Source organism: Pseudomonas siliginis (genome assembly GCF_019145195.1).
In the GTDB taxonomy this organism is placed as follows: domain Bacteria; phylum Pseudomonadota; class Gammaproteobacteria; order Pseudomonadales; family Pseudomonadaceae; genus Aquipseudomonas; species Aquipseudomonas siliginis.
The window spans coordinates 246,746-262,812 of record NZ_JAHSTW010000008.1; the positions used below are offsets into that span (position 1 = coordinate 246,746).

The following is a 16,067-nucleotide window of genomic DNA, read 5'->3' on the forward strand; positions in this document are numbered from 1 at the left end:
GCAGGCTCGCTCCCACAATTGAAATGCATTCCAAATGTGGGAGCGAGCCTGCTCGCGAAGGCGATTAATCAGCCGCCAATGATCTTCATGACGGTCGCACCACCGGAGAACGCCACCTCCTGCTTGTCACCCAACGCCTTGACCAGCAAACGTTGCAGCGCCGGCAACGCCTGATGACGCGGCTTGTCGAGCAGATCGCCGACATAGTGGCGGTTGCTCGACGACAGGCAGCCATGCAGCCAACCGGTCGACGACAGGCGCAAGCGCGAACACGTGCGGCAGAACGGCACGCTTTCGTTGGCGATCACTCCGAAATTGCCGCGACCGGGAATCGCATAGCGAACGGCCGTGGCGTCCACCGGTGCGTCGGTCTGGGCGTATTCATAACGTTCGCCGATCAGGCCGAGCAACTGCTCAAGGCTGACGAACTGCTGCAGGAAGGCGTTCGAGTCTTTGGCCAGATGGCCCATGCGCATCAGCTCGATGAAGCGCAGTTCGAAGCCGCGCTCCAGACAGTAATCAAGCAGCGGCATGACCTGATCGAGGTTCTGCCCGCGCAACGGCACCATGTTGACCTTGATCTTCATCCCGGCGGCGGCAGCCTGATCCATGCCATCGAGCACGCTGGCCAGGTCGCCGCCACGGGCGATGCTGCGAAAAGCCGCGGCATCGAGCGTGTCGAGGGAAACGTTGATTCGACGCAGGCCGGCATCGACCAGCAGCGGCAGTTTTTTCGCGAGGAGTTGACCGTTGGTGGTCAGGCTGATGTCGTCGAGGCCCATCTGGCCGACGGCAGTCATGAACGATTCGAGTTTGGGGCTGACCAGTGGCTCGCCGCCAGTGATGCGCAGGCGCTCGATGCCGGCCGCTTCGATCAGGTATTCGACGCCGCGCGCCATGGCTTCGGCCGACAGCTCATCCTGCGCAGCGACCAACCGCTTGCCGTTGGGCACGCAGTAGGTACAGGCGTAATTGCAGGCAGAGGTCAGGCTGATGCGCAGATTGCGAAAACGCCTGCCTTGACGGTCAACGATCATGAAACACTCCGGCGAAAGAAATCGAGCGAGCAAAACTTGACTGAGAAATCAGGTTTTAGCAAGCCCTATGCCTGAGTATATTCCTGTGCTATTGCGCCATGTTGTGAAAACACGGCGCAATCAGCCCGCTGAATGACTTATGTGCTCGGCGTTTCCGGGTCGCGCTTGCGCTTGTTGCCCATGCGCACGCCGATGTCCATCAGGAACTGGAAGAAGCCTTCCTGATCTTCCAGCACGTTGCTCCAGAACGGCGAGTGATACAGCGCCACCGCGCCGTGCACCAACGCCCAGGATGCGCAGTAGTGGAAGTACGGCGGCACGTCTTCGAGCTTGCCTTCGCTGATGCGACCCTTGATCAGCAGGGTCAGGCGTTCGAAATTCGAGGCACGGATCTTGTGCAGCTCCTCGACCATCTCCGGCACCTGATTGCCCTTGACCACTTTCTCTTCGAGACGGTCGAACAGGCGATAGCGCTGCGGGTCGCGCATGCGGAATTCGAAGTAGGCGCGCGACAGCGCTTCCTTGTCCTTGTCGACATCCGCCGAATGCAGCAGCTCGTTCAGATCGCGCTCGTAGTCGAGCATCAGGCGCAAGTAGATCTCCGCCTTGGATTTGAAGTGCTTGTAGATCGTGCCTTTGCCGATACCCACGGCATCAGCAATCATCTCGACGGTGACACTGTCTTCACCCTGGTCGAGGAACAGCTTGAGCGCGGTATCGAGAATTTCCTGCTCGCGGCGACGAAATTCACGGACCTTACGAGGTTCTTTATGCATAAGAAAAAGGTCTGAAGGGTCAAAATTCGAAGCCGCGTATTATGCCTAACTTGCGCAAAAAAGCACGGTTCATCGACCAAATCTGTGTTTCTTGTTCATTTCGAGAACGATTCGGGGGCAATGAGAACTCAACTGAAGCAAACGTATTCCAAATTTGTTTAAAAACCCCGACCGGCTCACTGGACTGCACGCCAGACTGATCAATACTTGAACTGTCGGGCGACATCTCCCCCAAGTGTCGTGCCGGTAAAGGTACCAACGGACCGCGTGCCTTTGTTTTACTCCTAATGGTCTTAACCCGGATTCACCCCCCAGAACCCGGGTTTTTTTTGCCTGCGATTTGGCCAGCCGTCACAGGGCAGATTTAACACTCGCCAGCGGGAACAGACGCTTGAAGTTCTCTGTGGTCTGCTCGGCAAAGCGCTCGTAGTTCTCACCACGCAGCATCGCCAGAAACTCCGCGACTTCGCGCACGTACTGCGGCAGGTTCGGCTTGCCGCGATACGGGATCGGCGCCAGGTACGGCGAGTCGGTTTCCACCAGCAGGCGATCGGCCGGCACTTTGCTCGCCACATCACGCAAGGCGTCGGCATTGCGGAACGTGACGATGCCCGAGAGGGAAATGTAATAGCCCATGTCCAGCGCCGCTTTGGCCATGTCCCAGTCTTCGGTGAAGCAATGCAACACGCCAGCCTGGGGCAGCGCCGCTTCGCGCAGCAGTTCGAGGGTGTCGGCACGGGCGCCACGGGTGTGGATGATCACCGGTTTGCCGGTGTGCTGCGCCGCTTGCAGGTGCAGGCGAAACGACTCCTGCTGCAACTCGGCAGCTTCCGGCTCGTAGTGATAGTCGAGACCGGTTTCGCCGATCGCCACCACTTTCGGGTGATCGAGTTCGTGCAGCAGCCAATCCAGCGCCGGTGCCGCGCCCGGCTGCACATCAAGCGGATGCACACCGACCGAGCAATCGACATCGGCATACCGCTCGGCAAGGGCTTTGACGTCGGCGGCGTTGTCGGCACTGACGCCGATGCACAGAAAATGTCCGACCCCACGCTCGCGGGCCGCAGCGAGTGCGGCATCCAGCGAGCCGTCATGGGCGGCGAGGTCGAGACGATCAAGGTGACAATGGGAATCTACGAGCATAAAAAGGACTGCAACTTACATCGTATGAGTGGGACGGTCGGATTTCAGCGCTCCGGCCAGATGAGTTTCGATGCGACTGCGCGCGGTGTCGTCGCCGTCGTTGAATTGCACGCCGACACCGGCGGCGCGATTGCCTTGTGCGCCTTTGGGAGTGATCCAGGCGACTTTGCCGGCGACGGGAATTTTTTCCGCTTCATCCATCAGGTGCAACAGCATGAACACCTCGTCGCCCAACCGGTAGCTTTTGTTGGTCGGGATGAACAGACCACCGTTCTTGATGAACGGCATGTAGGCGGCGTAGAGCACCGACTTGTCCTTGATGGTCAGGGACAAGATGCCGTTACGCGGCCCCGGGCTGACAGGTTCAATCATGTTCACCTCCACTGCTGATCTTCAGAGTCTAGGTACACATTCTTATCTTTGACCAGGCAATCCCACCCATTGCACCAACAATGCTTCCAGCAACAGGGCCGGATTGAGGTTGGCCTTGCTCAACACTTTCTGCCGTTGGGCGAGAATCCAGTCTTGAATATCCAGCACTTTGCCCTGCGCGCTTTTCTGCGCCAGGTACTGCACGACCTTGCGCATATCGGCCAGGCCGAGGCCGGCTTCGTCCTGAGTCAGTTGATAGCGCAGGATCAGGCTCGACCAGTCGCAGAACCAATCGAACAGGCGCAGCATAGGAATGCTTTTCCACTCTTCCGCCAGTTGCGTCGGCGATTGCTGGCCCTTGAGCAACTTCTTCACGCCTTCGACAACTTGCGCGCGCTGTTCACGCACACCTTGCGATTGCAGGCTGACCGCCATCAGCGGCGACCCGGCGGCCAGCGTCAGCAGTTCGACGCGTTCCTCTTCCGCGCAATCCGGCAGCGCCTGGGCCAGCCATTGCAGGCTCATCGCCTCGCCCGGCAGCGGGCAGGCCTGCTGCACGCAACGGCTCTTGATGGTTGGCAACAAACGGCTCGGCTGGTGGCTGACCAATAGCAGCACGGTATCGCCGGACGGCTCTTCAAGGCTTTTGAGCAAGGCGTTGGCAGCGTTGATGTTCATCGACTCGACCGGCTCGATCAACACCACCTTGCGCCCGCCGAGCTGCGCGGTCTGCACGACGAAACTGACCAGATCACGAACCTGATCGACCTTGATCGCCTTGTCCGCCTCTTCCGGCTCCAGGATGTAATTGTCCGGATGACTGCCGGCCTTGAGCAGCAGACAGGATTTGCACTCGCCGCACGCCTCAGGCGTAGGGCGCTGACACAGCAGGCTGGCCATCAAGCGCTCGGCAAGCGCACGTTTGCCGATCCCGGCCGGACCGTGCAGCAGATACGCGTGGGCATGCTGACTGCGTCCGGCCAGTTGCTGCCAGAGGTTGTCCTGCCATGGATAGGCCTCAGCCACGGGCCAGCTCCAGCAAATTCGGTAGCAAGGTGTCCAGCGATTGCTGGACCTTGGCCAATGGCTGACCGGCATCGATGCGCACGTAGCGCGACGGGTCGGCTTCGGCGCGTTTCAGGAACGCATTGCGCACGTTCTCGAAAAACGCCCGGCCTTCGAGTTCGAAACGGTCCAGGCGACCACGGGCACTGGCGCGGGCCAGGCCGATTTCAACGGGCAGGTCGAAAATCAAGGTCAGATCGGGCCGCAAGTCGCCCTGCACGAAAGTTTCCAGCGTGGCGATGCGCTCGAGTGACAAACCACGACCGCCGCCCTGATAGGCGTATGTCGAGTCGGTGAAACGATCACACAGCACCACAGCGCCACGGTCCAGCGCCGGGCGAATCACCTCTGCCAGATGCTGGGCGCGCGCGGCGAACACCAGCAACAGCTCGGCGTCCGGGTGCATCACTTCGTCGGCCGGGGTCAGCAACACGTCACGAATCCGCTCGGCCAGCGGTGTACCGCCAGGCTCACGGGTGAGCAGCACTTCGATACCGGCGGCGCGCAGGCGCTCGGCGAGGTATTCGCGATTGGTGCTCTTGCCCGCGCCTTCCGGGCCTTCCAGGGTAATAAACAAGCCAGTCACAGGCAGTCCTTCATCAAAGTCATTGCGCGTTCTGCGGTGCAGCGGCGTCCGGTTCCGGGGCTGGCGCAGGTTCTTGCGGCTGCGCGTCGGGCGCGGTATTCGGCGAGGCCGCCGGAATCGCCTCATCGGTGGCCGGCGCGGTTACTGGTGCCGGGCTGGAACGGTAATCGGCACGGCGCTTGAGCTGGTATTCGCGCACCGCGTTGTTGTGCGCATCCAGATCATCGGAGAACACGTGGCTGCCATCGCCACGGGCGACGAAATACAGGCTGCTGCCTTCCACCGGGTTGAGCGCAGCATGAATCGCTTCGCGCCCGACCATCGCAATCGGCGTCGGCGGCAAGCCGGGAATCACGTAGGTGTTGTAAGGCGTCGGCTCTTTCAAATGTGCGCGGGTCAGTTTGCCGGTGTAGCGATCACCGAGGCCATAAATCACCGTGGGATCGGTCTGCAACTGCATGCCCAGCGCCATGCGCCGCACAAAGACGCCGGCAATCTGCCCGCGCTCCTGCGGAACGCCAGTCTCTTTCTCGACCAGCGAGGCCATGATCAGCGCTTGATAAGGTTCGCTGTAAGGCACATCGGCAGAACGCTGCGCCCACTCTTTGGCGAGCACTTCATCGAGACGATCAAAGGCCTTTTTCAGCAGCTCGGCATCGGACATGCCGCGCACGAAGCGATAGGTATCCGGGAAAAACCGACCTTCCGGGAACAAGCCTTTGTGGCCGATCTTCGCCATCACGTCGCTGTCGCTCAGGCCATTGAGGGTCTGCTCGAGCTTGTCGTCCTTGGCCAGGGCGGCGCGCACTTGATGGAAAGTCCAGCCTTCGACCAGGGTCAGGCTGTACTGAACCACGTCGCCGCGCTTCCACGAATCGATCAGACCGTTGACGGTCATGCCCGGCTGCATGCGGTATTCGCCGCTGTGAATCGGCGTGCCGGCGAGGTTGAAGCGCCAGTAGACGCGCAGCCAGAACGCGTCCTTGATGACGCCATCGGTTTCGAGTTCAAGGAAGGTACGGGTCGGTGTAGAGCCTTTCGGCACATCCAGCAGTTGTTCCTGCGGGATGTTCAGGGGCTGTTCCAGCGCCGAATGAATTTTCCAGGCGCTGGCGCCCAACAGCAGCCCTGCCAGAACCAGTCCGGTTTCCAGCAGCAGCAAAAGTTTACGTCTCACGAATCAAGCATCCAGTAGCGCGCGGGCAATGTTTTGCAGTTTACGGGTGAGCGGGCCAACCGGCCAGCTCAGTGCAGCACAGGCGCGTACCGGCCAGACGCCATAAACGCTGTTGCAGACAAATACTTCATCAGCCCATTGCAGCTGCTCGAGGCTGATATCGGCGATTTGCGTGGGGATGGCCAGCGACTCGGCCTGAAACAATATTTCCGCGCGCATCACACCAGCGACGCCGCAGCGCTTCAAGTCGGGCGTGATCAAGCCACCGTCGCGCACCAGGAAAATATTGCTGTACACACCTTCGACAACACGCCCGGCCTGATCAAGCATCAAGCCTTCGGCATGCTCGCTGTCCTGCCATTCGGCGCGGGCGAGCACCTGTTCCAGTCGATTCAGATGTTTGAGCCCGGCCAACAACGGCTGCGTAGATAAACGCGTGTTGCAGGGAAACAGGCGGATGCCGTGCTCGGCATGGGCAGCGGGATACGCTGCCGGCGGATTGCCTTGCAGGATGCGTCGGCCCTGCGCCGCAGGATCGGGCGCATAACCACGCAAGCCGTCACCCCGAGTGAGGATAAGCTTGAGCACGCCCTCACCCATCGCAGCGGCATAGCTGAGCAGCTCATGGCGAACCAGCTCGAGATCGGTCGCGATGGCCAGACGCGCGCAGCCATCAGCCAGACGCGTCAGGTGCCGATCCAGCAGAATCGGCCGAGCACTGCGCACGGCGATGGTCTCGAACAGACCATCGCCGTAAGCCAGGCCGCGATCTTTCAGCGACAGCACGTCAGCCGGTTGACCGTCGACCCAGCTGTCCATCAGCCGGCGAACCGGCGGAACGCCAGAGTGCCGTTGGTGCCGCCAAAACCGAAGGAGTTGGACAGCACGACATCGATGTCCATGTTACGCGCGGTGTGCGCAACGAAATCGAGATCGCAGCCTTCGTCCGGTTCATCAAGGTTGATGGTCGGCGGTGCCACCTGGCTGTTGATCGCCAGCACGCTGAAAATCGCTTCGACCGCGCCCGCCGCACCCAACAGGTGGCCGGTCATCGACTTGGTCGAGCTGACGGCCAGCTTGTAGGCGTGATCGCCGAACACCGACTTGATCGCATTGGCTTCGGCAAGGTCGCCGGCCGGGGTCGAGGTGCCGTGGGCGTTGATGTACTGCACTTGATCGACATTGATCTTCGCGTCGCGCAGGGCATTGGTGATACAGCGCGCGGCACCGGCGCCATCGGCGGGTGGCGAGGTCATGTGGAACGCATCGCCACTGGTGCCGAAACCGATCAGTTCGGCGTAGATCGTAGCGCCACGAGCCTTGGCGTGTTCGAGCTCTTCGAGAACCAGAGCGCCGGCACCGTCGGACAGAACGAAGCCGTCACGACCCTTGTCCCATGGACGGCTGGCGCGGGTCGGCTCGTCGTTGCGGGTCGACAGCGCACGGGACGCGCCGAAGCCGCCCATGCCCAGACCGCAAGCGGCCATTTCCGCGCCGCCGGCAATCATCACGTCAGCTTCGTCGTACATGATGTTGCGCGCCGCCATGCCGATGCAGTGCGTACCGGTGGTGCACGCGGTGGCGATGGCGTAGTTGGGTCCCTGTGCGCCCAGATGGATCGACAGGAAGCCGGAAATCATATTGATGATCGAGCCAGGCACAAAGAACGGCGAGATCCGTCGCGGACCGGTCTCGTGCAGGGTGCGGCTGGTCTCTTCGATGTTGGTCAGACCGCCTATGCCCGAACCCATGGCCACGCCAATGCGTTCACGGTTGGCATCGGTGACTTCCAGACCGGCGTTGCGCACGGCTTGAAAGCCTGCGGCGAGGCCGTACTGAATGAACAGGTCGAGCTTGCGCGCTTCCTTGACCGACAGGTATTCCTCGACATTGAAGCCTTTGACCGAACCGCCGAAGCGGGTCGAATAGGCAGAAAGGTCGGTGTGTTCGATCAGACCAATGCCACTGCGGCCAGCCAGAATGCCCTGCCAACTGCTCGGCACATCCGTGCCCAGTGGCGACAACATACCCATACCGGTGACTACGACGCGTCTACGCGACACAGCACTCTCCTTTTTCAAATGACGACTTTGCATCAGGCCTAAAGAAAAAACCGCACGCCATGATGGCAGTGCGGTTTTTCCATGACAGCAAGCAACGATTACAAACTGTTACGCCTGGTGGCTGGTAACGTAGTCGATTGCAGCTTGTACAGTAGTGATCTTTTCAGCTTCTTCGTCAGGGATTTCGGTCTCGAATTCCTCTTCCAGAGCCATCACCAGCTCAACGGTGTCAAGGGAGTCGGCACCCAGGTCTTCTACGAAGGAAGCGGTGTTGACCACTTCTTCTTCTTTAACACCCAGTTGCTCGGCAACGATTTTCTTGACGCGCTCTTCGATGGTGCTCATACCTTGTTTTCACTCCTAATGGACAAATTCAGGCAGCTGGCCAGTGGGTAAGTGTATAGAAAGCCTTTTCAGTTTTTCAACTGAAAGCTTCACTCCTCAAACCCTGCGGCCCTCTGCCTATAAATAGATTGCAGCTTTATAACGGATTTTAGACAGCTCGTATGACATTTTTTTGAAGCAATCCGTCACATTTTACTTACATGTACATCCCACCGTTCACCGGGATTGTAGCCCCGGTAACGTATGCCGCACCGTCGGATGCAAGAAAAGCGACCACGGACGCGATCTCTTGAGCTTGCCCCAGACGACCCAGCGGAATCTGCGTCTGCAAGGCTTCACGCTGTGCTTCAGGCAGCTCGCGGGTCATATCGGTGTCGATGAACCCTGGGGTTACCGAGTTGACCGTAATCGAACGCGAACCGACTTCACGCGCCATCGCCCGGCTGAAACCTTCCAGACCGGCCTTGGCGGCTGCATAGTTTACTTGGCCGGCGTTGCCCATGGCACCCACTACCGAGCCAATACTGATAATTCGACCCCAGCGCGCCTTGGTCATGCCACGTAAAACGCCCTTGGACAGGCGATACAGACTGTTCAGGTTGGTATCGATCACGTCGTACCACTCGTCGTCTTTCATGCGCATCATCAGGTTATCGCGGGTGATACCGGCATTATTGACCAGAATCGCCACCGGCGCACCGAACTGCTCCTGAATGCCTGCCAGCACCGCGCTGACCGATTCGTCGCTGGTGACATTGAGTTCGAAACCGGCGCCCTGGATACCGTTTTCCTTCAGGGTCGCGGCAATGCGCTCGGCGCCCGACGCGGAGGTCGCGGTGCCGACAACGATGGCGCCCTGACGACCCAGTTCCAGCGCGATGGCCTGGCCGATACCGCGGCTTGCACCGGTGACCAGTGCAACTTTACCTTGCAGACTCATGCAAGTTTCTCCTGATTCAGGCCTGCGCTGCGCGAGCGGCAGCGAAGGCATCTGGGGTATTGAGATTGGAAGTCGAAACGCCTTCGGCGCAACGTTTGTTCAGGCCAGCAAGGACTTTGCCCGGGCCGCATTCGACCAGATTGGTCGCGCCCTTGGCGGCCAAAGTCTGTACCGATTCAACCCAGCGCACTGGCTTGTAGAGCTGTTCGAGCAGATCGCGCTTGAGGGTTTCCAGATCAGCTGGCACTTGTGCGCTGACGTTCTGCACCACCGGGATCTGCGGCGCCTGCCAGTCGATGGCGGCGATGGATTCAGCGAAGCGCTCGGCAGCCGGACGCATCAGCTCGCAGTGCGACGGCACGCTCACCGGCAATGGCATGGCGCGCTTGGCACCACGGGCCTTGCAACCCTCGATGGCGCGCTCGACGGCAGCCTTGGCACCGGCGATCACCACTTGGCCCGGCGAGTTGAAATTCACTGCGCTGACGACTTCGCCTTGCGCCGCTTCGGCGCAGGCAGCCAGCACGTCGGCATCTTCCAGGCCGAGGATCGCGGCCATGCCGCCCTGCCCGGCCGGCACCGCTTCCTGCATCAACTGGCCACGGCGCTCGACGAGCTTGACCGCGTCAGCCAGGCTCAGGCTGCCGGCGGCAACCAGCGCGCTGTATTCACCCAGGCTGTGGCCGGCGACAAACGCCGGACGCGCGCCGCCTTCGGCCAGCCACAGACGCCACAGGGCGATCGAAGCGGTCAGAATGGCCGGTTGGGTTTTGTCGGTTTGATTGAGCAGCTCTTCCGGACCCTGTTGGGTCAGTGCCCACAGGTCGTAGCCCAGCGCAGCAGAGGCTTCTTGAAAGGTTTCGAGGATCAGCGGATGTTGCGCGCCCAGCTCGGCCAGCATGCCGAGGGACTGCGAACCCTGTCCTGGAAAGACGAATGCGAGGGAAGCAGACATGTAACAAGCCCCTAATGATCTTGTCGTCGGAAAATAACGCCCTGTTGGGGACGCCAGAAACTGACAGTTTGGATGGCCCTTTGAACCGGGCGGTCACATTTAAGCATTGTCCGACGAAAACGCCTAAGACAACAGTTCCTCCAGACGACCGTGGAGACGCTCGGGCAGGTTCTCCTGAATCTCGATCAGCGCCCGTTGAATGGCACTCTGAAAGCCCTGCACCCCGGCCGATCCGTGGCTTTTCACAACGATGCCCTGCAAGCCGAGAAAGCTTGCGCCATTATGTCGCGCCGGGGCCAGATCAGCTTGCAGACGCTTCATCAACGGCAGCGCGAGAGCGCCGACAGCGCGCGAGGCCAAGTTTTTCTTGAACAGGGCCTCGATGCGCGCCGCAATCATCGTCGCCAGACCTTCGCTGGACTTGAGCAGGATATTGCCGACGAAGCCGTCACACACCACCACGTCGGCCTCACCGCGGTACAAGCCGTCGCCTTCGATAAAGCCGATGTAGTTGATCCCGCGCGCCGCCTGCAACAGCGTGGCGGCCAGTTTGACCTGCTGATTGCCCTTGATGTCTTCAGTGCCGATGTTCAGCAGTGCCACACGCGGACGGGCGATACCCAAGGTCTGCGCGGCCACCGAACCCATCACCGCGAACTGCAACAGGTGCTCGGCACTGCAATCGACGTTGGCGCCCAGATCAAGCAGCTGGCAATAACCGGTCTGCGTCGGAATCGCCGCGACCATGGCCGGACGATCAATGCCCGGCAATGTCTTCAACACGAAACGCGACAAGGCCATCAACGCACCGGTATTGCCGGCACTGACACAGGCCTGCACCTTGCCATCGCGCAGCAGTTCGAGGGCGACACGCATCGATGAATCCGGCTTGCCACGCAGGGCCTGTGCAGGTTTTTCGTCCATGGTGATGACTTCGCTGGCCGCAACAATCGTCAGGCGCGCGCGATCGGCAGCCGACTGGCCGTGGATCAGTTCTTCAAGAAGGGAGGGTTGACCGACGAGGGTCAGGTGCAGCGAGGGTGTAGCGGACAGGCAAGCGAGACTGGCCTGAACAATGCTGCGGGGACCGAAGTCCCCGCCCATTGCGTCAATCGCGATGACTTGAGCAGACAAGTGATTACTCGTCAGCGCCCTTGTCGATCACTTTACGGCCACGGTATACGCCTTCTGGCGATACGTGGTGACGCAGGTGAACTTCACCAGTGGTTTTTTCTACAGACAGGGTGCTAGCCTCGAGAGCGTCGTGCGAACGGCGCATGTCACGGGCAGAGCGGGATTTTTTGTTCTGCTGAACAGCCATAATTGATTAACTCCTAAACGTTTGGGTCACGCTTTAACTGCGCCAATACACTGAACGGGTTGGACCGCGTTACCTCGTCCTCGCTCGGTTCGGGCTCATCTGCTCCCGCCGGCTGCTGGCATTCTTCCGGATGATGAGCAGGCACAATGGGCAAGGCGAGCAGAAGCTCCTCCTCGATCAGTGACTGCAGATCCAATGGATCTTCGCCCAGTTCCAGCACGTCATAACCTTTCGGCAACGACTGGGTATTCGCACCCTCCTTCACCACCGCGTAACTGCATTCGCTGTGGATCGGCAGGGTGACCAGCTCAAGACAACGCTGGCAAACCATTTTGACTTCGGTGTCGATAAAGCTGTGGATGACCACAGACTTACGTTCATCTCGTTCAAAAACGAATTTGGCCTGCACCGTACCGACATCGTCGGAAAGCGGGTCGCAGAGTCTCTTCAAATCGGCCAGCAGCAGTTCACCTTGAAGGGTGGTGCCACGGTCAGCCAATTTGCGCGGGTCAACGTGAGGTGGAATCGGGTCATTCAACATAGGCGCAGCATTATAGGGATGCACCCACCCATGTCAAAGGAAATTGTGCCCTGTCCGTCACTTGCGCGCCTCCGCTAGAATCCGCACCTGCCTCAGGAGACGTCCATGCTGCCTTTATTACTCGCTTCAAGCTCGACTTATCGCCGCGAATTGCTCGCCCGCCTGCATTTGCCGTTCGTCTGCAGCTCGCCGGACATCGACGAAAGCCATCGCCCGGGCGAGTCCGCAATCGACCTGGTCAAACGCCTCGCCGAAGAAAAGGCCCGGGCCTTGGCGGACAGCCACCCTGCTCACCTGATCATTGGCTCGGATCAGGTCGCCGTCCTCGGCGAACAGATCATCGGCAAGCCGCACACCTTCGAGAAGGCTCGCGAGCAATTGATGGCGGCCAGCGGCGCGAGCGTGACCTTCCTGACCGGCCTGGCACTGCTCAACAGCCAGACCGGGCAATGCCAGGTCGACTGCGTGCCGTTTACCGTGCACATGCGTCAGCTGGATCAGGCGCGCATCGAACGCTACCTGCGCATCGAGCAACCGTACGACTGCGCCGGCAGCTTCAAGGCCGAGGGACTGGGCGTGAGCCTGTTTCAATCGACCGAAGGCCCGGACGCCACCAGCCTGATCGGTCTGCCGCTGATTCGTCTGATCGATATGTTGCTGGTCGAAGGCGTGCAGATTCCCTGAATCAAAAAACCGGCCTTGAAGGCCGGTTTTTTCCATGCTGCGAACACTTAACGCAACGACGGCCCGTGGAAACCCATCCACATCGCCAACTGCTCGGCCACGCTGGCGCCGAGCTTTTTCGAGAAGCGATCGAACGGCGATTCCTGCACGGTGAAGTCCACCAGCTCCTTCTCGCCAATCACATCGCGCGCCACCGAACTGGCACTGCCCAAGCCATCGATCAGGCCCAGCGGCAGCGCCTGCTCACCCGACCAGACCAGCCCGGAAAACAGTTCGGGATGTTCCTTGTCCTTCAGGCGATCGCCACGACCCTGCTTGACGCTGTTGATGAACTGCTTGTGCGTGGTGTCCAGCACGCTTTGCCAGAATGCGGTTTCTTCGGGCTTTTGCGGCTGGAACGGATCCAGAAATGCCTTGTGTTCGCCCGAGGTGTAGGTGCGACGCTCAACGCCGAGTTTCTCCATGGTGCCGACGAAACCGTAACCCGCCGCCGTCACGCCGATCGAGCCGACCAGACTGGCCTTGTCGGCGTAGATCTGATCCGCCGCGCTGGCGATGTAATAGGCGCCCGAAGCACCAAGATCGGAAATCACTGCGTAGAGCTTGATCTCTGGATGCAGGCCACGCAGACGCTTGATCTCGTCATAGACATAACCGGACTGCACGGGACTGCCGCCCGGACTGTTGATGCGCAGGACCACGCCTTTGACCTTCTTGTCTTCGAACGCCGCGCGCAGGCTGCCAACGATATTATCGGCGCTGGCCGGCTCCTTGTCGGCGATTACGCCGTCGATCTCGATCAACGCCGTGTAGTTCGGGCCGCGGGTGGCGCTTTTTTCCATGTCCATCAGCGGCGTGAACAGCAGCAGCGCAACAAACAGATAAACAAACGTCAGCAGCTTGAAGAAAATCCCCCAGCGCCGCGAACGGCGCTGCTCCTGCACGCCGGCCAGCAAAGTCTTTTCCAACAGCTTCCAGCTTTTCGCGTCACCGTCGTCGGCACTTGCCTTGGCCGGTGCTTTCCATTCGTCGGTCATGCCATCTACCCCAGCAAAAACGTATTAAGCCCGCTGACCCAGCCAGGCGTGCAATTCAGAAAAACGGTCGATCGACAGGCGTGGCTCGAACTGCTGCAGGGACTCGATCGATTGCGCGCCATAACTGACCGCCACCGAATCCATCCCCGCGTTGCGCGCCATCAGCAGATCGAACGACGAATCACCGACCATCAACGCCTGCTCCGGGCGTACGCCGCAGTGGCTGACAATCTGCTCAAGCATCAGAGGGTGTGGCTTGCTGGCAGTTTCATCGGCAGCGCGGGTGATATCGAAATAATCTTCCCAGCCATTGGCCTTAAGCACCCGATCTAGTCCGCGACGATTCTTGCCCGTCGCTACCGCCAGGTGATAACCCTGCTCGCGAAACGATGCCATCGACTCGACCACACCCTCGAACAGCGGCGAAGGCACGGCTTCGGCAGCGATGTAGTGATCGGCGTAATACTCACGAAACGCGAGCATTTCTGCGTCGCTGATTTCGGGATACAGGGTGCGAATCGCCTCCGGCAAGCCAAGACCGATGATGCCTTTGACGGCGAAGTCATCGCGCAGCTCGAAACCGGAACGCCCGGACGCCGAGTGCATCGCCTCGACGATCCGATGAATGGAATCGGCAAGGGTGCCGTCCCAGTCGAAAATCAGCAGTTTGTAATCAGATGGGCGCACTCAATCGCTCCACGGTCTTGGCCCACATTTCATCGACGGGCGCTTGCAGATTCAGCTTGCCGCCGTCGGGCAGCGGCACGGTCAGCATGTAGGCGTGCAGGAACAGGCGCTTACCACCCAGATCGCGGATTTCCTTGGTGAAATCCTCGTCGCCATACTTACTGTCACCGGCAATGCAATGGCCAGCATGCAAGGTGTGCACGCGAATCTGGTGGGTACGACCGGTAACCGGTTTCGCCTCGACCATGGTGGCAAAATCGCCGAAGCGGCGCAGCACCTTGAACAGCGTCAGGGCTTCTTTGCCTTCATCGTTAACTTCGACCATGCGCTCGCCGGAGCGCAGATTGCTCTTGAGCAACGGTGCGCGAACCTGCTTGATCGAGGTTGCCCAGTTGCCACGGACCAGCGCCATGTAGCGCTTGTCGACGCCATCGCCGCGCAGTTGCTCGTGCAGGTGGCGCAACATGCTGCGTTTTTTGGCAATCATCAGCAGGCCGGAGGTGTCACGGTCGAGACGGTGAACCAGCTCCAGCTCCTTGACGTCGGGACGCAGCTGACGAAAGGCTTCGATCACGCCGAAATTCAGCCCGCTGCCGCCATGCACCGCAATGCCGGCGGGCTTGTTGATCACGATCAGGGCTTTGTCTTCGAAGACGATCGAGGCTTCCAGGCGCTGCAACAGCCCTTGGGCCAGCGGCACCGGTTCGTCGCGCTCAGGCACGCGAACCGGCGGCACGCGCACGATGTCGCCGGCCTGCAGCTTGTATTCGGGCTTGATCCGACCTTTGTTCACGCGCACTTCGCCTTTGCGCAAAATGCGGTAAATCAAGGTCTTGGGCACGCCTTTGAGCCGGGCGAGGAGAAAGTTGTCGATTCGTTGGCCGGCATACTCCGGCGAGACTTCAAGCAGTTGAACGCCTGGAGTCGAAGGGGCAGTAGTTGTCATGCCGCGGATGATAACAATTTTTATGGAATTGAAGCACTTAATCATTGCTGCTATAGTCGCGAACGCCGCCAAAAGCGGCCTGGACAGCGGAACCACGGTCAAAGACCGGCCCTGACCAACGCAATTCACCAGGGCGCGAGGCCGTCCTACGGGGCTTTCGCTACGTAACGGTGGAGTTTGCGGTTGTAACTAGCGCAGGTGACATGAGGCCTGAATTACACCGCCGAGCAGAGTTCTCACTCGCCCGGCAGGCAACATTCAAGGCCAGTTCACAAAGTGCAGTCGACTGCGAATGACCCCGAGCGATTGCTTCGGAAACATCGCCTGAATTAGCCATGATGCGTGACTTCCCCTATCGGAGCTCACGGTAAATGCCAACCCGCTGCGGATTC

Annotated in this window: 19 protein-coding genes; 1 reads left to right on the forward strand and 18 read right to left on the reverse strand. The window is 60.0% G+C overall.

The window, feature by feature from the left end:
• Positions 1 to 68: 68 nt before the first annotated feature.
• From KVG87_RS17515 to KVG87_RS17585, 15 genes are all read right to left on the reverse strand, one after another.
• Positions 69 to 1,037, reverse strand: a complete 969-nt coding sequence (locus tag KVG87_RS17515) for a GTP 3',8-cyclase MoaA (protein ID WP_076563802.1) — start codon at positions 1,035 to 1,037, stop codon at positions 69 to 71.
• Positions 1,038 to 1,174: 137 nt separating this feature from the next.
• Positions 1,175 to 1,813 carry a TetR/AcrR family transcriptional regulator gene (locus tag KVG87_RS17520; protein WP_016770981.1) on the reverse strand — a complete coding sequence of 213 codons (639 nt, stop codon included), beginning with the start codon at positions 1,811 to 1,813 and terminating at the stop codon, positions 1,175 to 1,177.
• 351 nt (positions 1,814 to 2,164) lie between these two features.
• Positions 2,165 to 2,956 carry a TatD family hydrolase gene (locus KVG87_RS17525; RefSeq protein WP_217851786.1) on the reverse strand — a complete coding sequence of 264 codons (792 nt, stop codon included), beginning with the start codon at positions 2,954 to 2,956 and terminating at the stop codon, positions 2,165 to 2,167.
• 15 nt (positions 2,957 to 2,971) lie between these two features.
• Entirely contained in the window at positions 2,972 to 3,328 is a 357-nt protein-coding gene (locus KVG87_RS17530; protein ID WP_016770983.1) for a PilZ domain-containing protein, read from the reverse strand.
• 42 nt (positions 3,329 to 3,370) lie between these two features.
• On the reverse strand, positions 3,371 to 4,354 hold the full coding sequence (locus KVG87_RS17535) for a DNA polymerase III subunit delta' (RefSeq protein ID WP_136492931.1): 984 nt from the start codon (positions 4,352 to 4,354) through the stop codon (positions 3,371 to 3,373).
• Complete coding sequence (gene tmk, locus KVG87_RS17540; RefSeq protein ID WP_217851788.1) at positions 4,347 to 4,979, reverse strand: dTMP kinase; 633 nt, start codon at positions 4,977 to 4,979, stop codon at positions 4,347 to 4,349. The genes KVG87_RS17535 and tmk overlap by 8 nt, the downstream gene beginning before the upstream one ends.
• Before the next feature lie 19 nt (positions 4,980 to 4,998).
• Positions 4,999 to 6,156, reverse strand: a complete 1,158-nt coding sequence (mltG, locus tag KVG87_RS17545; protein ID WP_076563805.1) for an endolytic transglycosylase MltG — start codon at positions 6,154 to 6,156, stop codon at positions 4,999 to 5,001.
• A 3-nt stretch (positions 6,157 to 6,159) separates the two neighbouring features.
• Entirely contained in the window at positions 6,160 to 6,975 is an 816-nt protein-coding gene (gene pabC, locus KVG87_RS17550) for an aminodeoxychorismate lyase (protein ID WP_217851790.1), read from the reverse strand.
• Positions 6,975 to 8,219: a beta-ketoacyl-ACP synthase II gene (gene fabF, locus KVG87_RS17555; RefSeq protein WP_038860467.1), complete on the reverse strand. Its 1,245-nt coding sequence runs from the start codon at positions 8,217 to 8,219 to the stop codon at positions 6,975 to 6,977. Before fabF ends, pabC begins: the two co-directional genes overlap by 1 nt.
• A gap of 108 nt (positions 8,220 to 8,327) precedes the next feature.
• Complete coding sequence (gene acpP, locus KVG87_RS17560) at positions 8,328 to 8,564, reverse strand: acyl carrier protein (protein WP_003175607.1); 237 nt, start codon at positions 8,562 to 8,564, stop codon at positions 8,328 to 8,330.
• Between the two features lie 196 nt (positions 8,565 to 8,760).
• On the reverse strand, positions 8,761 to 9,504 hold the full coding sequence (gene fabG / locus KVG87_RS17565; RefSeq protein WP_016770989.1) for a 3-oxoacyl-ACP reductase FabG: 744 nt from the start codon (positions 9,502 to 9,504) through the stop codon (positions 8,761 to 8,763).
• A gap of 16 nt (positions 9,505 to 9,520) precedes the next feature.
• Positions 9,521 to 10,459 carry an ACP S-malonyltransferase gene (fabD, locus tag KVG87_RS17570; RefSeq protein ID WP_024013921.1) on the reverse strand — a complete coding sequence of 313 codons (939 nt, stop codon included), beginning with the start codon at positions 10,457 to 10,459 and terminating at the stop codon, positions 9,521 to 9,523.
• Between the two features lie 123 nt (positions 10,460 to 10,582).
• A complete protein-coding gene (plsX, locus tag KVG87_RS17575) occupies positions 10,583 to 11,593 on the reverse strand; it encodes a phosphate acyltransferase PlsX (protein WP_083387041.1) in 1,011 nt (336 codons plus the stop codon).
• A 4-nt stretch (positions 11,594 to 11,597) separates the two neighbouring features.
• Positions 11,598 to 11,780 (reverse strand): 50S ribosomal protein L32, encoded by a 183-nt coding sequence (gene rpmF / locus KVG87_RS17580; protein ID WP_003179396.1) that lies wholly within the window; start codon positions 11,778 to 11,780, stop codon positions 11,598 to 11,600.
• A 13-nt stretch (positions 11,781 to 11,793) separates the two neighbouring features.
• Positions 11,794 to 12,321 (reverse strand): YceD family protein, encoded by a 528-nt coding sequence (locus KVG87_RS17585; protein WP_003204262.1) that lies wholly within the window; start codon positions 12,319 to 12,321, stop codon positions 11,794 to 11,796.
• A 105-nt stretch (positions 12,322 to 12,426) separates the two neighbouring features.
• Between KVG87_RS17585 and KVG87_RS17590 the strand changes: the two genes are divergently transcribed.
• Positions 12,427 to 13,005, forward strand: a complete 579-nt coding sequence (locus KVG87_RS17590; RefSeq protein ID WP_071173215.1) for a Maf family protein — start codon at positions 12,427 to 12,429, stop codon at positions 13,003 to 13,005.
• A 47-nt stretch (positions 13,006 to 13,052) separates the two neighbouring features.
• On the opposite strand, the gene sppA is transcribed toward KVG87_RS17590, so the two are convergent.
• The 3 genes from sppA to rluC are packed head-to-tail and all read right to left on the reverse strand — an operon-like array spanning position 13,053 to position 15,675.
• On the reverse strand, positions 13,053 to 14,042 hold the full coding sequence (sppA, locus tag KVG87_RS17595) for a signal peptide peptidase SppA (RefSeq protein WP_071173216.1): 990 nt from the start codon (positions 14,040 to 14,042) through the stop codon (positions 13,053 to 13,055).
• A 24-nt stretch (positions 14,043 to 14,066) separates the two neighbouring features.
• Positions 14,067 to 14,729 carry an HAD-IA family hydrolase gene (locus KVG87_RS17600; protein ID WP_016770993.1) on the reverse strand — a complete coding sequence of 221 codons (663 nt, stop codon included), beginning with the start codon at positions 14,727 to 14,729 and terminating at the stop codon, positions 14,067 to 14,069.
• Positions 14,716 to 15,675 carry a 23S rRNA pseudouridine(955/2504/2580) synthase RluC gene (gene rluC / locus KVG87_RS17605; protein ID WP_217851792.1) on the reverse strand — a complete coding sequence of 320 codons (960 nt, stop codon included), beginning with the start codon at positions 15,673 to 15,675 and terminating at the stop codon, positions 14,716 to 14,718. Before rluC ends, KVG87_RS17600 begins: the two co-directional genes overlap by 14 nt.
• Positions 15,676 to 16,067: the final 392 nt, after the last annotated feature.